Origin of the sequence: Dyadobacter luteus (assembly GCF_003383615.1) — a bacterium.
Taxonomy (GTDB): domain Bacteria; phylum Bacteroidota; class Bacteroidia; order Cytophagales; family Spirosomataceae; genus Dyadobacter; species Dyadobacter luteus.
The window spans coordinates 86,290-106,870 of record NZ_QNUL01000010.1; the positions used below are offsets into that span (position 1 = coordinate 86,290).

At 41.1% G+C, this 20,581-nt stretch carries 15 protein-coding genes and 1 pseudogene; 11 read left to right on the forward strand and 5 right to left on the reverse strand.

What is annotated here, in order from left to right; genetic code table 11:
• Positions 1–123: 123 nt before the first annotated feature.
• Together DSL64_RS14115 and DSL64_RS14120 are read left to right on the forward strand one after the other, a co-directional pair.
• A complete protein-coding gene (locus DSL64_RS14115) occupies positions 124–1,539 on the forward strand; it encodes an alpha-L-fucosidase (protein ID WP_115831555.1) in 1,416 nt (471 codons plus the stop codon).
• Between the two features lie 320 nt (positions 1,540–1,859).
• Entirely contained in the window at positions 1,860–4,922 is a 3,063-nt protein-coding gene (locus tag DSL64_RS14120) for an HD domain-containing protein (RefSeq protein WP_115831556.1), read from the forward strand.
• Between the two features lie 503 nt (positions 4,923–5,425).
• On the opposite strand, the gene DSL64_RS14125 is transcribed toward DSL64_RS14120, so the two are convergent.
• Positions 5,426–7,687: a response regulator gene (locus tag DSL64_RS14125; RefSeq protein ID WP_115831557.1), complete on the reverse strand. Its 2,262-nt coding sequence runs from the start codon at positions 7,685–7,687 to the stop codon at positions 5,426–5,428.
• 12 nt (positions 7,688–7,699) lie between these two features.
• Positions 7,700–8,296: a TlpA family protein disulfide reductase gene (locus tag DSL64_RS14130; protein WP_115831558.1), complete on the reverse strand. Its 597-nt coding sequence runs from the start codon at positions 8,294–8,296 to the stop codon at positions 7,700–7,702.
• A gap of 389 nt (positions 8,297–8,685) precedes the next feature.
• Here DSL64_RS14130 and DSL64_RS14135 point away from each other — a divergent pair, with 389 nt between their 5' ends.
• Positions 8,686–9,042, forward strand: coding sequence for a glyoxalase superfamily protein (locus tag DSL64_RS14135; protein WP_115831559.1), 357 nt, complete (start codon positions 8,686–8,688; stop codon positions 9,040–9,042).
• Positions 9,043–9,154: 112 nt separating this feature from the next.
• On the opposite strand, the gene DSL64_RS14140 is transcribed toward DSL64_RS14135, so the two are convergent.
• Positions 9,155–9,787: an HAD family hydrolase gene (locus tag DSL64_RS14140; RefSeq protein ID WP_115831560.1), complete on the reverse strand. Its 633-nt coding sequence runs from the start codon at positions 9,785–9,787 to the stop codon at positions 9,155–9,157.
• Between the two features lie 137 nt (positions 9,788–9,924).
• Here DSL64_RS14140 and DSL64_RS29645 point away from each other — a divergent pair.
• The 5 genes and pseudogenes from DSL64_RS29645 to DSL64_RS14160 all read left to right on the forward strand — a co-directional run.
• Positions 9,925–10,083 (forward strand): annotated as a pseudogene (locus tag DSL64_RS29645) (IS30 family transposase); the annotation flags it as partial.
• A 340-nt stretch (positions 10,084–10,423) separates the two neighbouring features.
• Positions 10,424–10,870, forward strand: coding sequence for a nuclear transport factor 2 family protein (locus DSL64_RS14145; protein WP_115831561.1), 447 nt, complete (start codon positions 10,424–10,426; stop codon positions 10,868–10,870).
• Positions 10,851–11,516, forward strand: a complete 666-nt coding sequence (locus DSL64_RS14150) for a hypothetical protein (RefSeq protein ID WP_115831562.1) — start codon at positions 10,851–10,853, stop codon at positions 11,514–11,516. The genes DSL64_RS14145 and DSL64_RS14150 overlap by 20 nt, the downstream gene beginning before the upstream one ends.
• A gap of 171 nt (positions 11,517–11,687) precedes the next feature.
• Positions 11,688–12,188: an SRPBCC family protein gene (locus DSL64_RS14155; protein WP_115831563.1), complete on the forward strand. Its 501-nt coding sequence runs from the start codon at positions 11,688–11,690 to the stop codon at positions 12,186–12,188.
• Between the two features lie 101 nt (positions 12,189–12,289).
• Entirely contained in the window at positions 12,290–12,907 is a 618-nt protein-coding gene (locus DSL64_RS14160) for a hypothetical protein (RefSeq protein ID WP_115831564.1), read from the forward strand.
• Between the two features lie 143 nt (positions 12,908–13,050).
• On the opposite strand, the gene DSL64_RS14165 is transcribed toward DSL64_RS14160, so the two are convergent.
• Positions 13,051–15,582, reverse strand: coding sequence for a TonB-dependent receptor (locus tag DSL64_RS14165; protein WP_115831565.1), 2,532 nt, complete (start codon positions 15,580–15,582; stop codon positions 13,051–13,053).
• Between the two features lie 260 nt (positions 15,583–15,842).
• On the opposite strand from DSL64_RS14165, the gene DSL64_RS14170 reads away from it, so the two are divergent.
• The 3 genes from DSL64_RS14170 to DSL64_RS14180 all read left to right on the forward strand — a co-directional run bounded on the left by DSL64_RS14170 (position 15,843) and on the right by DSL64_RS14180 (position 18,430).
• Positions 15,843–16,412, forward strand: coding sequence for a Crp/Fnr family transcriptional regulator (locus DSL64_RS14170; RefSeq protein WP_115831566.1), 570 nt, complete (start codon positions 15,843–15,845; stop codon positions 16,410–16,412).
• 63 nt (positions 16,413–16,475) lie between these two features.
• Positions 16,476–16,874, forward strand: coding sequence for a DUF4345 domain-containing protein (locus tag DSL64_RS14175; RefSeq protein WP_115831567.1), 399 nt, complete (start codon positions 16,476–16,478; stop codon positions 16,872–16,874).
• A gap of 92 nt (positions 16,875–16,966) precedes the next feature.
• The gene (locus DSL64_RS14180) at positions 16,967–18,430 is read left to right on the forward strand and encodes an alpha-L-fucosidase (RefSeq protein WP_115831568.1); all 1,464 of its coding nucleotides are present in this window, start codon (positions 16,967–16,969) and stop codon (positions 18,428–18,430) included.
• A 126-nt stretch (positions 18,431–18,556) separates the two neighbouring features.
• Here the strand turns inward: DSL64_RS14180 and DSL64_RS14185 are convergent, their stop codons facing one another.
• Positions 18,557–20,581: an alpha/beta hydrolase family protein gene (locus DSL64_RS14185; RefSeq protein WP_115831569.1), complete on the reverse strand. Its 2,025-nt coding sequence runs from the start codon at positions 20,579–20,581 to the stop codon at positions 18,557–18,559.

Here is a 20,581-nt window from a genome sequence, read left to right on the forward strand (position 1 = left end):
AAACAATTCTTTACAAACGTTTGGGCAGGCTCAACGTGACATGGTCTCCTAAGCTGTCGAAGAATTAACCTCTATAATTAACCAATTACCAAAGCTAACTGCTTACAGTTCAAAGCTAACAAAATGAAAATCTATTCTCTTTTACTTTTCACTCTTCTCTCCAGTCTGACGGCCACTGCTCAGCAACATTCCGAGCAGGATCATTCCAAGTATGTAGTTCCAACAGATCCGCTCGTACAGCAAAAACTGGCCAAATGGCAGGATGTAAAATTCGGGCTGATGATGCACTGGGGAACATATAGTCAATGGGGTATTGTGGAATCGTGGTCGCTCTGCCCGGAAGATGAAGGCTGGTGCGAGCGCAAAGGCCCTCACTCCCATAACTGGTATGAATACAAAAAAGCGTATGAGGGTATCGCCAAAGAATTCAATCCGGTAAAATTCAATCCTGAAAAATGGGCCACAGCTGCCAAAAATGCAGGAATGAAATACCTTGTGTTTACAACCAAACACCACGATGGTTTCGCGATGTTTGACTCCAAACATACCGATTACAAAATCACCAATACACCTTTCGGATCCAACCCGAAGAGCAACATTACCAAAGAAATTCTCTCCGCATTCCGTAAAGAAGGTTTTATGACCGGAACGTATTTCTCCAAACCAGACTGGAATGTAGATTCTTACTGGTGGCCCTACTTCCCGCCAAAAGACCGTAACTCGACTTACGATCCAAAGAAAAAACCGGAGATCTGGGAGAAGTTTAAAACCTTTACCTACAACCAGATCGAGGAGCTCATGACAGATTACGGTTCGGTAGACATTCTCTGGCTGGATGGTGGCTGGGTTCGTCCCTTCAATACCATTGACCCGAAGATCAGCTGGCAGAAATCTATTCCTTACGAGCAGGATATTGATATGGCCAAAATTGCAAAAATGGCTCGTTCTCACCAGCCTGGCTTACTGGTAGTTGACCGTACTGTAACCGGAGAATTTGAAAACTACGTAACGCCCGAGCAGCAAATCCCGGATCACTACATGTCTATTCCATGGGAATCGTGCATTACCATGGGAGATTCATGGTCATATATCCCGAAAGAGAATTTCAAATCGACAGAAAAGCTGATTCACACATTAGTGGATATCGTAGCCAAAGGCGGCAACCTCTTACTGAACGTAGCACCCGGTCCTGACGGCGAATGGCATCAGGAAGCCTATACCCGATTGGAGGAAATTGGTAAATGGATGAAGACAAACAGCGTAGGTATTTATGAAACCAAACCTCTTGCTCCTTACCGCCAGGGCAAATGGGCTTATACCAAAAAAGGCAATACAACTTACGCATTCTACCTTGCTGAAGCCGGAGAAAAGCTTCCAACAAGCCTGAAACCAGAAGGATTGACCATTCCTAAAAACGCTAAAATAACGCTGGCAGAAAGCAAAAAGGCCTTAAAACAAAAAGATGGAAGTATTTTAATTCCTGTAAAAACCAGTGAGGAAGTGGGCGTGCAGGCTGCTTATTTGTTGGTGATTGAGTAGGGTTACGGAGATTGACAAATGTAGTGGCGTGAAAGCTCTCAAAAAAACTGCTCAGCAATAGCAAAATAAAATTCTAACCTGATTCGAACATCTACTACCACATCGTCATTATTGATTCATTGAGATTGATATGTAAAACCCACACGTTTTGAAGAGCTTAAATGGTCGTCTACTAAAAGTTTCGTATAGTGGTATGAGTAGAGTTTAGGAATGGTATCTTTATGGGATAGGTTCGGCCGAATCGTACTGAACAGATACTTACAAAATAAATTGATGAAAACCCTTAAAAATTTTAGTAACACCTACCACATAACATAATTATGAATGAAGTACTATTAACAAGTAAAGCTGAAAGATTGGCCGAAAAAGCAGAAAATTTAAGCTCATTTAGTGGATTAAAGCTACTACACGTAAAGAAACAGATATCTCTAATACTCGGACAAATTGGGAAGAATGGAATCTTCGATGAGTATACCAAACATGATATAAGTCATATTGACTTTATGCTGGATTCTCTTGAATGGATAATTCCCTTAGAAACTCAGGAAAAACTAACATCAGCAAATTGGCTAATGATAACTCTTTCTATCTATTTTCATGATCTGGGTATGCTTGTTACCAAGGAAGAATTTAAAGAGAGAAAGAAATCTTCATTTACCTCATTCAAACAATCTATAATTGATGGGAACTATGGCTTAGATTATAAAGATAAGATCATATCTCTTGATGGACCTGAACGTCAAGATAGATTCATTTATCAAGAGTTTGTTAGAAAAACCCATGCTGAAAGAATCAAATATTGGATACTTGATGAATTTGATCCTAACTTCCAGAATAATACACAAGTTGTATCAGAAATAAAAAAATTGATTTCTAATATAGACTATATGTTTAGAAGAGATTTAGCGCTTATTTGCGAAAGTCACCACCTATCAGACCTAGATGATTTTGATAAATACAAACCTAATCAGCAGTATGGGCCTACAAGTGATGAAGTAGTAAATTTACACTATTCTGCTCTTATTCTTAGAACTGCGGATTTATTACACATAACTTCAGATCGAACTCCTTCGATAGAATACAATCTAATAAATCCGACGGATCCAATAAGTCAAGAGGAGTGGGCAAAACAAAAAGCTATAAAAGCGATAAGGCCACAAGTAAAGAAAAATAGTGAAGGTATCTTAGACAATTCAATACCAAAAGATACACTAGAAATAATTGCTCTATTCCAAGAAGAAAAGGGATTTTTTGGCTTAGTGTCATATATTAACTACGCTAACAAACAATTAAAGGACAACTATAAGTATAACGAAGCAGCCAACAAGTCTTTCGGAAATCAATACGATTATCCTTGGAGAAATATAGACGACTCAAATATAGAAACTAAAGACTTTGAAAAAAGGCAATTTGAATTTGTGCTGGATCAAACTAAGATTCTTGACCTTCTAGTTGGACATACTCTTTATAATGATTCAACAGTAGTATTAAGAGAGTTAATTCAAAATGGGATTGATGCATCTAAGCTTAAGAGACATGAACTAGATTTAAATAAGCGTGAATATGAATATTTACCAGAAATAAAAATAAAGTGGCAGGAAAACACAAGAGAATTGTCCTTTCTCGATAATGGAACGGGAATGACATTAGACATTATTCAGAATCACTTACTTAAGGTTGGCTCTTCAAGATACCAAGATGAATCATTTAAAAAAAAGTACCCAAATTTCTCTGCTATAAGTAGATTTGGAATAGGGCTATTGACTTGCTTTTTAATAGCTGATGATATAGATATCTTAACCAAATCATGCGATTCAGACAAAGCTATTCTCTTAAAGATAAAAAAAATACATGGCAAATACCTATTAAAGTACCTATCACCAGACAAAATACCCGATGAACTTAAGAAACATGGAACTGAAATTAAATTACATGTAAGAGCAGATGTAGATCTTTCGAATATAGAAGAAGAAATAAAAAAGTGGATACTCATACCAAAATGCAAATTATCATTAGAAGTTAGCGATAAAATCATATCTATTGGCTACGAAAGCCCTGGAGATATACTAAAATCACATCTAAAAGAAAATGGTTTCAATGTAGATGAAAAGCACATAAGAGTAAAGGAAATAGAAAAAGATGGAGTTACACTAGCATTTGCATTAAGATATATTGAACACTGGAAAGAGTGGGACTTTTTGGAATATACAAATACTGAAAGACATAATTTGCATCCAATAGGAACCTGTATAGAAGGAATACGTGTTGACTTCAATACTCCTGGTTTCAGAGGAAGAAATCTATATGCTCTAGTAAATACATCAGGAAAAAATGCCCCTAAGACGAATGTTGCAAGGTCTAATATAGAACTAACACCCGAGCGAGAATCCCTTCTCTTTTCAATATATCAATTATATCTTGAACATATTTCAGGAGAACTTCAAAATCTAAGAAATATAGGATTTTCTATTACTTGGGCAGCTAATGAAGCTAACTGGATGCTTAATTCTTTTATTAGAAACATAAGATACTCAAATAACAGAGATGTAAAGATTGAAGATTTCAATACTTTTGAGAGAGCATTATCAAAGGTAAAATTTGTATTGATTGAAAAAAACACCAACCGAGAAGTTATAAGTGTCAATGAATTAAAGGAATTGAATCACTTTTGGTCAATTGATTGTGCATCCTATTCTTCCGCAGATTCTTTAATCAAAGAAGTAAAATCATCCAATACATCAGCATTATCCTTATTGAATACTATTTTTGAAAATGAAGACTCAAATACAGAACATATTGACTATTTATTGTGTAATCAACAATCAGACAAAATTATTGACAATATTATAACTGAAAATTTTCAAGTAGATACAATAAAGCTTATTCCTGAACAAAGAAGACTTGATTTAAGATGGTCTCTAATAAAAGAAAAAATATGGGAAGAAATTATTCCCTTAGAGGAAGAATATAACGGAGGTCGTAATAATTACAATCGCTGCCTAGTACAGCTTAGAGATATCGAAATTGACAAATCTATTAGTCAAATTGCAATAAACTCTTCCAACGCACTATTTATTTTGAGAAACTCAGAATTAAACACATATTTGGTAAAGCTTATCAATGAATTATCAGATAAAAGTCAAGAAGATAGATTCGCTTTATCTCAAACAGTAAGCATCATAAACAGCTTCTTCTACTATAAAGAACTAAACAAGGGAAAAATAGAAGAATTCATTCAATCCAGATTTCAAAGAAGAAACAACAGAGATATAGAAAACATTGTTTGGAATAGAATTGACAAAGAAGAATTAATAACAGTTATACTTAAAACTAATTTCATCAAATACGATACAACAATATGGTATAGAAGAGAGCTATACTAAAAATTTCACCAGTGCTCAGTGTTATTCAATTAACGCCGAGCACTGGATACTAGTAAGCGTTTTCAAAAATTTCTCAACCAAGATCTGTATCTCCACAGACATTTCACATCCCATCTCTCAACCAAGGGCTGTGTCTCCTCAACCAAGGTCTGTGTCCTCACAGACCTCTCATATCTCATCCCCAAAAATCCTGTGAAGACACAGGCCAAGGATACTTACAAGCTTCGGATAACCTCAACCAGGGTCTGTATCTCCACAGACATTTCACACCTCATTCCCGAAAATCCTGTGAAGACACAGGCCAAGGATACTTACAAACTTCGGATAACCTCAATCAAGGGCTGTGTCTCCACAGACATTTCACATCTCATTCCCAAAAGTCCTGTGAAGACACAGGCCAAGGATACTCACAAACTTCGGATAACCTCAACCAAGGTCTGTGTCCTCACAGACATTTCACATCCCATCTCCAAAAGTCCTGCAAAGACACAGGCCAGGGATACTCACAAACTTTGGATAACCTGAGGCTTCCACCACTTCTCCAACTTCCCCGTCAATTCTTCAACACGTATGGGCTTAGCGATATAATCATTCATACCTGCATCCAGACACTCCTGCTCGGTTCCGTCCATAGCGTTGGCAGTGAGAGCAATAATGACGGGTTGTTTCCCTGTTTTTTTGCGTATCACAGTCGTTGCTTCCAGTCCGTCCATTACAGGCATCTGCATATCCATCAAAATCAGGTCATATTCCTTTTCGCTGGCGGCATCTACGGCCTGCTGCCCATCGCCTACCAGATCCGGCTGATAACCCAATCGCGCAAGCATGCTCTTCACAACCAGCTGATTAACAGGATTATCTTCCGCTACCAACAACACAAAAGGATGGCTTTCTCCAAATTTAGCAGTCATTTTACCGGCTACAGTCTGTTTGATCACCGTAGCTGCGTGGGTCTGCAGTGCATTCAATATATGCTTGCTCAGCTCATGCTGGCGGGTGGGCTTGGTCAGCGCAGAAACAAATAATTTACGGTGGGCTTCCTTCAGCTCCTGTCCAATGGAACTGAGCAGAATTACCGGCAAATGCGGAAGTCGTGTGTGAATCTCTTCCGCCAGCATAACCCCATCCATTTCCGGCATCTGCATATCGGTTATCACCAGATCAACTTGCGGATTCGTAGCCAGCAAATCAAGCGCCTCTTGCCCAGACTTAGCCAAAACAGGTTTAAGTTTCCAGATTTCGAACTGTCTTTTTAGTATGGCAAGGTTCGTCGCATTATCATCCACAACCAGAATTTGCTTCCCTTCCTGGCCTTCCATACTGTAATGGATATAAGAGGTCAGAATTTTATTGCCTCTTCGCGTCGCAATACTGAAAGAAAAAGTAGAACCTTCACCAGGTTGGCTTGCGACAGAAATCTCTCCGTCCATAAGTCCCACCAGGCGAGCTGAAATAGCCAAACCAAGACCTGTACCGCCATATTTCCTTGTTGTGGTTGAATCTACCTGCGAAAATGCTTTAAAAAGCTTTTCCCGCTTGCTTTCCGGAATACCAATACCAGTATCTCGTACAGCAAAGTTCAGTCTCAATTCTTCGTCATCAACAGTATTCTCTTTGGTAACAAAAAGGTACACTTCGCCCTTTTCCGTAAACTTCATGGCATTGCCTACAAGGTTGATCAATACCTGGCGCAGCCTTAGTGAATCTCCCACAATCTGAAGTGGTACATTTTCTTCGATATGATAGATCAGATCCAATCCTGCTGCCGTGGCCTTTGCTCCGAAAATATCCAGAATATCTTCAATACATTGTCTCAGATTAAAGTCCTCGTTTTCAAGCTCCATATTACCCGATTCGATCTTGGAGAAGTCGAGGATATCATTAATCACGTTGATCAGCGTATCTCCGCAATTCACAATTGTTTCAGTAAATACACGCTGCTCATCGGATAACTCTGTTTCCTGCAAAAGGGCAGCCATACCAATCACCCCATTCATAGGCGTACGAATTTCATGACTCATTGTAGCCAGGAATACGCTCTTGGCCTGATTGGCTTTTTCTGCTTCACTTCGTGCCTTTTCAAGTTCAGTATTTGCAGCTATAAGGCGAACATTTGCCTCTTTCTGGATCATCTCATTACGCTTCCTTTCTTCCGAAAGCGCTGCTTCTTTTTCCAATTCAGCCATTTTAGCAGTCTGTTCAAGCTGGAACTCTGCTGATTTTTTCATCGTATAAGACCATAGCCCGCAGATAAAAAATATCACTCCCGCCAACAATATATGAATGACAAAAGTCATGAGATCAAAATATTCCAGTCGTGTGAAATACACCTCAGCATAACCCGAATTCTGCAAATAACCGAAAATTGCATGATGCACAAGTACAACAAGCATCATGGGTATCTGCAGCTGCCATTTGCGAAAAGTGATCAGCAAAGCACTACCGATAAATGCAAAAAAGTGCATTTCAAACAAGCCGTGCATCTGATAAATGAATTGCGCCATAAAAATACCCAGCACAGCACTCAGCACATACTGATACAGATCCGAAGAAGGGAGCAGCCATTTCGTCGAATAGTAGGCAATAAGCGAGATCCCCCCTACGCCCAGGGCAATAAACCAGGTATCATAGAAGGTTGCAAAAAGCAGGCCGAGTAAAAAGTATCCGATCAGAAAATAATTCATGGATCGGTCCGAACTTTCCTTTACCATAGAAAAGAATATGAGTTTTTTTTGAGGAGATATATTTTCTGTGGTTTTTGTCATGCTGAAGTGTAATTATTTCTTGCAATACGGCAGACTGCACCCGTATGATTGCAATGCCGCATTATCAAAAGCGATATCCGGCGAATTTCCAAGAAGACCTGCAAGTGCAATTTTTGCGTAATTGGTACTCTCATCGGTGCAATAGCGGCTTTTGTTGTAGTTGCCACGATAGAAAAGCTTATCCTTTGAACTGATCAGTACAGCCTGCGGCGTCGAGTATACACCACAAGCACTGGCTACATTCGTATCGAAAATCACAGGTAAATCAAGATTCAGGCGATCCCTGATCTGCTGCGCAGTAAATTTTTTCTCACTCATCACTACAACGGCAAAATCTACCTGGTTTCCATATGCGCGTACAAGTGACTGAAAGTGTTTGATATTGAACCTGGAACAGGGACATTCCGGATTAAAAAAGTGAATAAATCTGGGTTTCTTGTCAGTAGTTTCGGGTAACCCATGGACAAGCAGCTTACTACCGATAGCAACAGGTTTGTAGTTTTCCGGCACAGGAGTAGGCAAAAGGTATACCCAGGAATTATACCAGAACAGCGCCATCACCGCTGAGGCCAAAACAAGCAACCATAACAGCGTCAGTTTCTTTTTCACTATTGTATTTATGATATGGAGGTATACATACTTCTTTCATAATCAGAATAATAACGAAAAACCCCAACCGAAAGGTCAAAGCCTATTAGAGAGGTAGCACGCAAAATTCCAGATTGTAACTATAGTGGTGAGAGGCGACACATTTGTCACCGTGCTACTATACCCTACGTTTTATGATCGCCTTTAGATCGAATTTCTTCTATTTTTTTTATAATTATCTAAAAACATATATAACCGCCGCTCAAACAAGCACTTATCCATTCTTTTATCAACCTGAAAAAGCATACTGATAAACAGCGACATGATGTCTCACAGTAAAACTATTTGGCTAAATTTGAAGATATAAGTATTCTAGCCAGAGGCAGATTTTAATCGATAATGATATCCCTATGAAATTCGAAAAATCTAATCCCATACTGTACTCGACAGACATAAAAAAGAGTTTACAATACTACATCGAGGTTCTGGGTTTTGAAAACTCCTGGGAATGGGGCGATCCTGTGGACTTTGGAGGTATTGCGAAGGATGGTGTTGAGATATTCTTCTGCCTCCATGGACAGGGACATCCCGGCACGTGGATCGCAATAATCGTAGACGATGTGGATGCTTATTACAACACCATAAAAGAAAAAGGTGCCAGAATCCTTTCACCACCTGAGGACAAAGCGTGGAACATGAGAGAAATGTTTGTGGAAGACCCCGATGGGCATGTACTCAGAATCGGGCAGAGAATAGAGTGTGCCTGAGGTTGGCAAGAAGTTCTGGTCAAGCATAGAGCGAGGGGAAAAGGGCTGTGGGATGAACTCATAAACAGGCCGGAATAATCAGCATTATTCCAGCTCCGTTGTTATCATTCCTTTAGAACAGCCGGTCAAATTTCTCCTTTTTCAGTTCTTCAAGAATCTCTTTGGTTGAGTCAAAGCTGGTGTGCTGATAAGCTCTGATCCCGAGCTTTTTAGCTGTATTTGTGAACATAATCCGGTCGTCGAAATATACACATTGGCTGGGCGTAGCCTGGGCGATACCCATGGCCAGCTGGAAAATCTGAGGATCCGGTTTACGCAGTTTTACTTCGCAGGACGAAATAAATGCATCAAAACAATTGTGGAGCTTAAACTTCTGAACCCGGTAGTCATTCAATTCTTTCCCTTCGTTGTTGATAGAAATAATGCGAAAACCACAGTTTTTTTTCCATTCCTTCAACCAGGCCAGCATATCTGGCAATTCTACGGATTGAGCATACATAAACTCCTTGAAGTCCTCTCTGACAAAATCTCTCGGATGATTGAATATAACAGTATCCAGATACTGGTCGAGCGTGATACTTCCGATTTCATATACATTGAAAATGAAGTTGTGAAGCTGATCCATCTCTTTATAGTTCAGTCCAAATTTTTCTGCTGCCTGTAATCGGGATTCATGCCCCCAGCCGTTGGTTAACAACACCCCTCCAATATCAAAAAATAGTATTTTCAGATCGCTTATCTGCATAATCAAAATGTTCAGTTTGTTCTTTCGAAATATAGAAGGATTATTTAAAAAGTGCAATGATCTGGTTTGTGAGAAGAAGATTGTGTAACTCCTGTGACAGTTATTTCAGTACTCAGAACCTGTCTATTAAAAACCAGATAAAACGGTATATCCCAAAGTCCTGCACGATTAGGATTGTAAAAAAATCTGATGTAGATTGGATCGAAAATCAACTCGATAGCCGACCACGTAAGACATTAGGTTATTTATCTCCAATTCAGTTCGCTTTAAAATACAAAATTGCACTTCCAATTTGAATCTGCGTATTGAAATGCCGCAAGACCTGTCATATCTATATGCAATAAATAACTTGTGATTACATCCCCAACGGGATTCAGACATAACAATGGTTTTATTTTTCTACCAAAATTACATCACTACGTGATTTTTGGAACTGAGACCATAGATAGGCCTACTCTACTTATTTTTCAAGCATGTTGTATTTTTTAAATTGCACCAACCCTATTCCCTTTGCTATTCCTGATTACAAAGTGATAATAAATTACTTTTCAGTTCTATACAAAACAATAATTGCAATCACCGAACGTCATTTATTACATATTGAAGAAAACCCAAATCTAACATTTACTTTTCCTGATGAAACCTATTTTCTGTACACTACTCTTCTTGTTTCTGACCGGACAGTTATTCGCTCAAACCAAACAGGATTCGCTAGCCATAAAACAAGCCGCGCTGGATTACATTGAATCGCAACATATACCGAATCCTGCGCAAATGGAACGTGCCTTACATCCACGCATGGTCAAACGGACTTTCTGGAAAGACAAAGCCACATGGAAAGATTACGTGCGCGAAACTACCACCGAATCTATGGTGCTACTGGCTGAAAGTTATAATAAAAACGGTGACAAGTTCCCGTCCAAATCCCGTAAAGAAGTGAAGCTGCTGGATGTTTCCGAACGAACCGCCTCTGTAAAACTAATTGCTGACGAATGGATTGATTACATGCATCTTACGAAACTGAACGGCTCCTGGAAGATCATTAACGTACTCTGGCAATACAATGACACGCAACAGCATTAAAGTAAAACGGAATCACTTCATAAAATGGTGCAGCCTGTTTGTAACAGGTTTGCTTTTACAGGGATGTACACCCAGTGAATCTACATTAGAATTTGAACAGACCCTGTTTAATCAAATCTTTTATGAAATCGTAAATGCATCCTACAAGGATAAGACATATACATCTCACTGTAGAACCAGTGAAATAATTACAGAAAAAGGACCCATAATCGTGTATGATGATCCGGAGTGTAAAGAGAAATTTGAAGCTTTACAAAAAGATACACTCCACATGGTTCTGGCCATCGCCGACTCTGTTCATATGATTTACAAGGATGATATCCAATTTATTCCTAAAAACTTTAAGCCATCAAGTTCAGAAAAATTTAAAATTGACCTTAGCAAACATCAATATGAAAAATTCGATTTCAAATACCTTTCTGAATTAAAGCCTAATGATGAATACCGTAATTGGGAAGCCAGGTATCCAAAATTCATCGGTGAGCTATCATTTTCCAAGATCTATTTTGACGAGAAAAAGCAAAAAGCAATCATGACAATCGAATACAGTTGCGGGTCCAAGTGCGGGCTAGGCTATTTTGCTTATCTAGAAAAAGTGAATAAAAAATGGATTGTGACTAAGGTGGAAAATACATGGACAGCGTGACAGAGATAGCTACTTACCGCATCTCAGGTAAGAGAATGGAGACGGATTATTTTTTCAAGACTGAAGTTATGAACCCATGTCCTTTTTTGTCCAGGTGGAAATAGATTCATCGACAACATCTTATAAAATCAGAATTAATCCTATTCTTTCATTCTCAAGAAAAACCAGCCTATGCCACATATTCGTCATTCCCTGATCATCAGCGCGCCCATAGAAAAAGTATATGAGGCCATCACTACAAGCGAAGGTCTTTCGCGGTGGTGGACGCCGGATACGGACGCGCTGCCTCAGGTTGGGAGTCATGCCAGATTTCACTTTGGTACTGAATACTATAAGGAGATGCTGATTACCGAGCTGATTCCCTTAGAATGGGTTGCCTGGCGCTGCACAAAAGGAGCCACAGAATGGATCGATACCAGCATTACATTTAGGCTCGAACATGGAGACAGACAAGCTTTCCTTCAATTACATCCTGAAATCAGTGGACAAATACAGCAACAAGGAAATGGCGAAAACCTGACGCTACTCTCTTTTGCGCACGACAACTGGCAGGAATACACTCCGATGTTTGCTGAGTGTAGTTATACGTGGGGACGATTTATGCGAAGTTTGAAGCTGCTATGTGAAACGGGCTACGGGCTACCGTGGCCGAAGCAGCACGAGGTACATTAAAAGTCTTATTGAAATGAATAACATCTGCTCTTCAAAACAGACTTTTGATAAACTTATGTAATTTTACCTGAAACGATCCGTCACAGCTTAATGCACATACCTTGACAAAATCTTTAGACAAACTTCAGAGTTTACTACCCCTCGGCTATCTGTATCTCATCATCCTGGGAATTATCAAGGAAAGTCTTCATTACTATCAACTGGATATTAATATTCTTAAGTATTCGTCACTCATGGATGTACTGATCAGCCCGATTGCTGATTTGACTTCCCGACCTGTTATTCTTGTGGCTGTACTCATTCTTGTTGCGCTCTCCCTGCTTTTTCAATTTTTACTCAGCAAAAATAGTCACAGCAAGTGGGTACAAAAGCTTGTCGGACAGAAGCCCTCTGACCAGGCTCTGACAAAAGAAGAAATCAAAAACCTTATTTCACAGACATTTTTCGGCTTCTTCATCGCCGGACTTTCTTCATTTTTTTTCAGTCAGGGAATTAGCGACGGAATGGATCTGGTTAAGAAGATTCAGAATAACGAACTGACTTATGACCACAGAATTAGTTTTGACTCTGACAAATCCGAAGAAGTTCATTTGTTCGACAACAACAGCTCTTATTATTTTTATCTGTCCAAGGGAAGTAAAAACATTAAAATAGCGCCGGTTGGAAGTATTAAAAGTGTCGAACTGATCAACAATCACAAGGTGAATAACAGTAAGTGATTATTCTGTTTGTATAAAGATTTCGGCGCTTTACCTCTTCAGTTCTGAAGTTGCAAACCGCCGATACGATTATTGATGAATAACCGGGAATAAATCTACGTATAGCCTACATAGCGGCCAAAGCTTCAATTTTTTACGTTATGCTATTTTGAGCCGTTGTTTTCCCCACCACCCATTACGTCGGTGTTATTAACAGATTTGGTTTTCTTCTTCGGTGCATCAAAACTCATTTTACCAATAGAGTAGTTGAAAGTAATCTTAAAGTTCCTGTTATACAGCTGGGTAGCACTTGTCTGATTAAACTGAGCCGAGCTAAGATCGGACGTAAAACGCACACCTTTGGTCATGAAGTTCTCTGCTGCAAATCCGATACTTCCCTTTTTGTTGGCAAAATCCTTCTTGAAGCCCAGAGAGTACATATAAAATCCTGTACGTGTTCCCTGTAATTGTACTTCTTTCCCACGGTAAAAACCGAATGCCTGCAATCCCCAACCCTGTCTCAGCTGAATTTGTGACATCAGACGTCCGCCGTAGTTAAATCCTGAATTATTGACCGCCTCAGAAAGTCCCTCTGCATTGGTAGTTTGTCCTTCCATATAAGAATGCAACAGATCCAGGCTTCCGTTTAAGGTCCATTTCGGAGTAAGATATACGTTTGCGAAAACGTTCATCCCGTATGCCCGTTGTTTTCCTATATTTTCGAAAGTTGTTACGACAGCACCTTGCAATGTATCTACTGCGGTCCGGACCTGTGTAATAGAATTGTTGGTCTGGCGCGCAAAAGCTGAAACGTTCAGATAAGTCTTTTTGATATTGGTGCTCAGTCCCAGTTCAAAATTATCAGTCAGTTCAGGGCTAAGTGCCGGATTACCAGTGCTGATACTTTGCGGATTAGCCAGGTTAACGTTCGGATTCAACTGCTGAATTCCGGGACGTTGTATCCTTCTGTTGTAAGCCGCCTTCAAAGTAGTACTTCCTGACAATGCCTTCGACACGTTGATGCTTGGAACCAGATTACCGTAATTGGGTATCGATACTTCTCCTTTTTCACCCAAATCAGCCGTAATTCCTGTGAACTCGTAACGGGTACCAATTTTGAATGTATATTTTTTCGCTGTTGACAACGTATAGGAAACATATCCTGCACCTACATTCTGGTTGTATTTTAAAGACCCTGCAGGATTGGTCGGATCCAAAAGGTAACTGCCTGATGCTCCTGCTACCAGATATTTATAGTCACTATTCACCGTTCTGAAAATTCCTTTTGCACCGAATTCAAGTGACTGATTTTTGTTGATCGGTGTTGTATAATCCGTCTGAAGTGTGAATTCTGAGTTGAAGTTCTTATTCTCATTTTTCAGTCCCCCCGTTACGCTACCCGACTCGCCGATATAATCCGTATCAAAATTATTGGTAAGCCCGGTTCTGCTATATAGTGTCGAAATACTCCACTCCTTCCCTGGTTTGTACGTTTTGATATAATCCACATTGACATCCACTGTACCGGAAAGATCTTTACGATCTACCTTCCGTAGGGAGCTCGAATTCAGAACATCATTTTCAAACTGATTGATTGTCAGATCCTGTTTCTGGATAAAATTCCGCGTTCCATATCGCACACCTGCCGATAAAGCCTGATTTTTACCCAAATCATAATCCCAACCTAACGAATATTGCCCGAACAAACCTCTGTCTTTAGCAGTTGAGCTCTGATTAGTCAGGAAGGAATCAGCGCCCGAAAACGTAGTCTGGTTGAGTGTTGATTCTGCTTTGTTATAGAATGCGCGACCAAAACCTCCCAATGTGAAGCCCATTTTTCCTTTTCTATAGCTCCCATTTAAACCCAGATTGGTACCGCGGTTACCTACACCCGAGTCAATATTCAATGTTAACCCTTGCAAATTATTCTTCTTGGTAATGATATTAATGATCCCTCCGGAACCTTCCGCATCGTATTTGGCAGAAGGAGAAGTAATCACCTCTACGGATTTGATCATGTCCGCGGGAATCTGTTTCAAAGCGTCGGCTACATTGCTGGCAATGATGGTAGAAGGTTTGTTATTCACCAAAACCCGGATATTAGAACTTCCTCTCAGCGACACGTTACCATCCAGATCGACCGAAAGCATAGGTACTTTACGCAATAAATCAGCCGCGTCTCCACCTTTTGAAGTAATGTCTTTTTCAGCATTGTATACGAGCCTGTCCACCTTTTCTTCGATCATAGATTTCTCTCCGGTGATCGTCACCTCAGCCAGATCCTGGACACTCGATGCCAAAGTGATGGAACCTAACTCTACATCCTTCCCTTTCTCCACTTTGATATTGTTAATTGCCTTGTCCTTGTAACCGATAAATGAAATCAACAGTCTGTAATTTCCCGGCGCAATTTTCGACATTGAAAATTTCCCTGATTCATCTGCAGTAGTTCCATCCACCGGCTTATTATCACTTACACTGAAAAGTGCAATACTGGCAAACTCAATTCCTTTATTACCCACTGAATCCGCTACAACCCCACTTATTTTAGAGTTTCCTTTGACAGCAGCATCGGTCGCAGGTACATTAGCTCCACTCCCCTGAACCGGCACCTGTGCAAAGGTTTGAGGAGTGTGGTATAAAAACAGGCCTGCAAAAACGGCAGTACTGAACAAAGCTTTTATTGATTTTCTCATGGATCTGATAGTTTTACGGTCGGGTATCAAAATGTTTGTTTGCTTCAAAAGTGCAATTCCCGATACAAAGGAATATTACTGTATCGGATTTCATTTTTTTAATAGACGAGTTGGATGTATTTGTCGGCGAACTGCCCGTTTTGTTCGCGGAAAAGCCGGTGGAAGTATAAACGTTGAGATTCAAACTTCGGCAAGAGCTTCAAATATTTGTCGGATATTTATAAACACTTTAACACTGTAAAACAGAGTAACCAACTACGATGGAGTCCAGCCTGATAACCGCACTTAGAAATGAAATTCCGGACCTGAATGCAATTGAATTGAATGACTTTGCTGCTTTATGGACAGTTCAGAAAACTATAAGCCGAAATGACCTGCTTTATCCGAGAGGTAAGGCAGAAACAAACATTTACTTCATTGAAAGCGGCTCTTTCAGAATTTGCTATGAAGTGGACGAGCTGGAAATGATTGTAGGTTTTGGTTATCCCAATACTTTTATTCTGGATTTACCGTCATTTCATACCTCCCGGCCTTCTGAATTCTACATTCAGGCAATCAAGTCAGCTAAAGTCTGGGGTATCGAAAAAACAAGCTTTTATGGTTTCCTGGACAACAACCTGACATTTGCGAAATACTGGCGGCACCGAACAGAACTGATTATGCTGGATCTGGTGGAAAGAGAAATTGATATCCTAACCAGTTCTCCCCAAACACGTTATGAAAGACTGATGCGGCGGCATCCCGGGATTTTTCAACAGATTCCGCATAAGTACATTGCTTCCTATTTACGAATGACTCCCGAGACATTGAGCAGACTGAAAAAGTCTTGATATCAATCAAGATTCACGCTTCGGAGGAAAGATAATTTTGCAAAAATTCTAACAGACTTCCTGATGCGTAAAGTTGAAATTTTCACAAAAGTATTTTTAGTTATCGTCGGATTAGCCTTCCTGAATGTAGCTGTGCAGGCGATTGCCAATCCACAAACCGTGATGGACTTTGTTGGTATTCATCTCGATAATCTCAGTGCCAGAAGCTCAACAAGAGCCTATTATGGTGGCGTGAATCTCACCTTTGGGCTCTTTCTGATATTTGGTGCTTTTAAGATGCAAAAGGAAGCCCTGATGCTTGCCGGCCTGTACGGTGCCGGTTTTGTATCAGGTCGCCTGTATGGCATCATCACAGAAGGGGTACCGAACTCCTTTGTGTTGACATGGCTGGCAATAGAAGCAGTTCTTACCTTGGTAACACTTCTTCTTTTACAATCAAGAAGAAAGGCAACACATTTCTAATCCGACAATTTCCGCTCCGAACCGCAGAACCTTCCGAAATTTGTCAGATATTTACTTTCTGATAAATTTTAGCTGACCTGACCCAGACTCAAATGATAAAACCATTAGCTTCTCTGCTGCTGCTGACCGGACTAAATGCTTTTGCCCAACAACCTCCCAAACCTTATGGTGCATTACCTGCTCCGCGCCAGATCGCATGGCACGAAACAGAGGTTTACGGAATCATGCACTTCACCCCAACTACTTTCGAAAACAAAGAATGGGGATTCGGTGACGCTGATCCGAAAGTGTTCAATCCTTCCAATTTTAATGCAGAGCAAATCGTACTGGCTGCCAAAGCGGGCGGACTGAGAGGTATTGTTTTAGTAGCTAAACACCATGATGGATTCGCACTTTGGCCTACCAAAACAACTGAATACAACATCTCAAAAAGTCCTTTCCGTGACGGAAAAGGGGATCTGGTGAAAGAGGTAGCTGATGCAGCGCGCAAACATGGCTTGAAATTCGGGGTATATTGCTCACCCTGGGACAGAAACAACGCCAAATACGGAACAGCTGAATACCTGCAGATCTACCGTGAACAGCTCAAAGAACTTTATACCAATTATGGTGACCTGTTTATGTCATGGCACGATGGTGCAAATGGCGGAGACGGCTACTACGGAGGAGCGAGAGAAAAACGTTCCATTGATAACACTACCTATTATCAGTGGGATTCTACCTGGACAAACCTGACACGTAAATTGCAACCGGGAGCAAGCATTTTCAGTGATATTGGCTGGGATGTGCGCTGGGCTGGAAATGAAGATGGGTCTGTAAACGAAACTTCATGGGCAACCTTGACACCGGTTCCTTCGAAGGGGCAAAATGTGGCCGTACCTGGCCAGGCCAATGCGGATGAAAACCCGGGCGGAACACGTAACGGGAAAGCCTGGATTCCGGCAGAATGTGACGTTCCCCTACGCAAAGGTTGGTTTTACCACCCGAATGAAAAACCTAAAACGCCGGAAAAACTTTTCGACCTGTACCTGAAAAGTGTGGGTCGTGGGGCGGCTTTGGATTTAGGTCTTGCGCCGGATACCAGAGGACAATTGCATGACGATGATGTCGCTGCGCTGAAGTCTTTCGGAGACCATATCAGTAAAACTTTTGCTGTGAACCTGCTGGCCAAAGCAAGTTCTAAAGCTGTAAATGTGAGAGGGTATAACAGCGTTTACAGTGCCAAAAATATCCTGGATGGAAAAAATGAAACCTACTGGGCGACAGATGATGATTTCAAAACGCCGGAAGTGGTGTTTGACTTACCACAGGCTGTTACTTTTGATGTTATCAGCTTGCAGGAGTTTATCAAACTGGGTCAGCGTATTGAAGGATTTGCCGTGGACGTGTGGGAAGGAAGTGACTGGAAAGAAGTACATCATGGCACGAGTGTAGGAGCGAAACGACTGGTGAAACTGGAGATTCCGGTTACTGCCAAAAGATTTCGGTTGCGTATCACGAAGTCTCCTGTGAGTGTGGCGATCAGCGAATTCGGTTTGTATAAGGATTCGGAATAACATGTGATATGTTTGCCACGGATTACACCGATGGACACGAATGAATACTTAATCAATTTTCTTCTGATACAATAAGAGCGAAAGGCTTTCCCTATGTGGGAAGCCTTTCGATTTTTAGTTAACCCTCTAATCTACAAACCTTACTCTTCCTTTACCTGCTTTCTCTGCCAGATCTTTCAGATCGTAGTATTTCAAAACGCCATACAGCACATTGGAATACACATCCCGTTGCAACGGATTGCTTACAATCTCATCAAAGGATTTGATCGATCCCGAAATCTCGGCGGAGTGAATATCCGTATTGAGATAAGCAACATGTACAGCGGCAGGCCCGTACACGCCGTTCGCCCTAAGCACTACATTTCGGCCCTTCATACGGGATTCATTTTTAACAAAAGCGACGACTGAGTGAATATCCGTCACACGCTGCCCCATAATGGGTTTACCAATGTGCATACTGATCATGGCGTTTCTGTATTCTTTGTTCCAATACTTTGTATCATTCAGTTCTGCCGGATCGGTCGTTTCACCTTTTCCTCTTAAATCCGCCAATACTACTATATCTCCCCTGTTTACAAAAGCTTCCAGCGACTTTTCGTCTCTCATCACCTCTGACTTTCCATCTTCATTCAGAAGAATTACAACATTGTCGTTTTTTGATGTTTGTTCAGGATAAATAACCAGAACAGGTACCGGCATCTCTCCTGCGCTCACCAACTGGTATTTATTCAGTGTATAATTTCTGGCAGCAACAGTTCCCGTTGGTTCTGCTGAAACAGGATTTTTGTTTTCTGTAAGCCCGAGTAATTCCTGTACCTTTTCTCGAATCACTTTGTCGTTCTGTTTCAAAAATGCTGCCCGCCGGGAAGCCAGCAACTTACTTTCTATACTGTTTTCAGCAGGAATGGATACATTCTCAGGAAAGTCTTTGAGCAACTGACCTGTCGCACCCGTCCACAATTCTTTCTCAGGAACAGTATTGGCTGCCATCTCCTGCACAGATTTTTTATCCTGAAAAAACCATTGGCGAAACCAGGATGCGGCAGCTTCCCTTTTTGGTCTGGGCATGCCATGTCCCGTTTCCGCAGTGAACATTCCTACTTTTTCTTTTTGACCTAAAACAGCATAAGCGGCATTCAGCTCACTGAACGTTTGCTGCGCCCCCCAGTAATCAACAAAGTCATACAATCCGGACATAATCAGTAATGGCTTCGGCGCGAACATCAGCAGGAAGTCTCCGATTTCAAGCCCCTCTCTTCCCTCGTAAGGAATATGCTGACAGCCATCTGAAGGACCATTCAGTTCCAATACCCGCTCACGCTTAGACACATAACTGCATACTACTGCCACTTTAATCCGGTCGTCCAGTCCAAGTATATAAGTCGTTTGTGTTCCTCCTCCCGAGCTGCCAATACATCCCAGCCGTGTCGGATCAATCTCTTTTCTGGTTTCGAGGTAGTCCAGTGCACGGTGATTGTCCCAATATTCCATTGCCGCTACGCTTGTTCCTGTCAGATTCGCACCTGCATTCAGCAAAGTATGTTCCGTCGTAGCACCTCTGGTAGCAGGCTTTCCCGCATCATCCAGTAACTGTACTCTTTCACCCTGTCCTATGGGATCCACTGCCAGCACAGCCATTCCATTTTGTACCAGCGTGATAGCAGCCCGCTGCTCAGAGGCTTTGCCAGCCATGCCGTGCCCGGCCAACAGCATTACCGCTGGAACAGGACCCGTTGCCTCTGGCAGATATAGATTCGCTGCAACCAACCGTCCCGGTTTACTTTCAAACACAATATTTTCAACAGAATAACCTTCAAATTGTTTGCGGGCGATCACCTTGGCATTCAAAGAGGATTTGGAAGGAAAACTTCCCGCTATGTTTTTATAGGAAGACCTTACCTTTTCTCTGTATGCCTCCATACTTTTTGCAGATGAAAGCGCCTTTTGAAACTGCTCGTTCCTATGTACATACTGGGCATGAACATCACGCATCAGATAGGCATTATACGCCAGATTGTTCTTCCACGCCAGCGCATTGTCCTGCGCCGTCGCAACTGTCATCCCAAAAAGAAAAACCGGAATGCATACCGCACCCCGGATCAATCCGGCAGACAGCAGCCTGCCGGATTTGTGAATATTTTCAAAAAGCAT

What these genes read in the sequence shown, in the direction of transcription:
- DSL64_RS14115 (WP_115831555.1), top strand. Translation starts at nt 124, where the DNA reads ATGAAAATCTATTCTCTTTTACTTTTCACTCTTCTCTCCAGTCTGACG.
- DSL64_RS14120 (WP_115831556.1), top strand. Translation starts at nt 1,860, where the DNA reads ATGAATGAAGTACTATTAACAAGTAAAGCTGAAAGATTGGCCGAAAAA.
- DSL64_RS14125 (WP_115831557.1), bottom strand. Translation starts at nt 7,687, where the DNA reads ATGACAAAAACCACAGAAAATATATCTCCTCAAAAAAAACTCATATTC.
- DSL64_RS14135 (WP_115831559.1), top strand. Translation starts at nt 8,686, where the DNA reads ATGAAATTCGAAAAATCTAATCCCATACTGTACTCGACAGACATAAAA.
- DSL64_RS14140 (WP_115831560.1), bottom strand. Translation starts at nt 9,787, where the DNA reads ATGCAGATAAGCGATCTGAAAATACTATTTTTTGATATTGGAGGGGTG.
- DSL64_RS14145 (WP_115831561.1), top strand. Translation starts at nt 10,424, where the DNA reads ATGAAACCTATTTTCTGTACACTACTCTTCTTGTTTCTGACCGGACAG.
- DSL64_RS14150 (WP_115831562.1), top strand. Translation starts at nt 10,851, where the DNA reads ATGACACGCAACAGCATTAAAGTAAAACGGAATCACTTCATAAAATGG.
- DSL64_RS14155 (WP_115831563.1), top strand. Translation starts at nt 11,688, where the DNA reads ATGCCACATATTCGTCATTCCCTGATCATCAGCGCGCCCATAGAAAAA.
- DSL64_RS14165 (WP_115831565.1), bottom strand. Translation starts at nt 15,582, where the DNA reads ATGAGAAAATCAATAAAAGCTTTGTTCAGTACTGCCGTTTTTGCAGGC.
- DSL64_RS14170 (WP_115831566.1), top strand. Translation starts at nt 15,843, where the DNA reads ATGGAGTCCAGCCTGATAACCGCACTTAGAAATGAAATTCCGGACCTG.
- DSL64_RS14175 (WP_115831567.1), top strand. Translation starts at nt 16,476, where the DNA reads ATGCGTAAAGTTGAAATTTTCACAAAAGTATTTTTAGTTATCGTCGGA.
- DSL64_RS14180 (WP_115831568.1), top strand. Translation starts at nt 16,967, where the DNA reads ATGATAAAACCATTAGCTTCTCTGCTGCTGCTGACCGGACTAAATGCT.
- DSL64_RS14185 (WP_115831569.1), bottom strand. Translation starts at nt 20,581, where the DNA reads ATGCTTTTTGAAAATATTCACAAATCCGGCAGGCTGCTGTCTGCCGGA.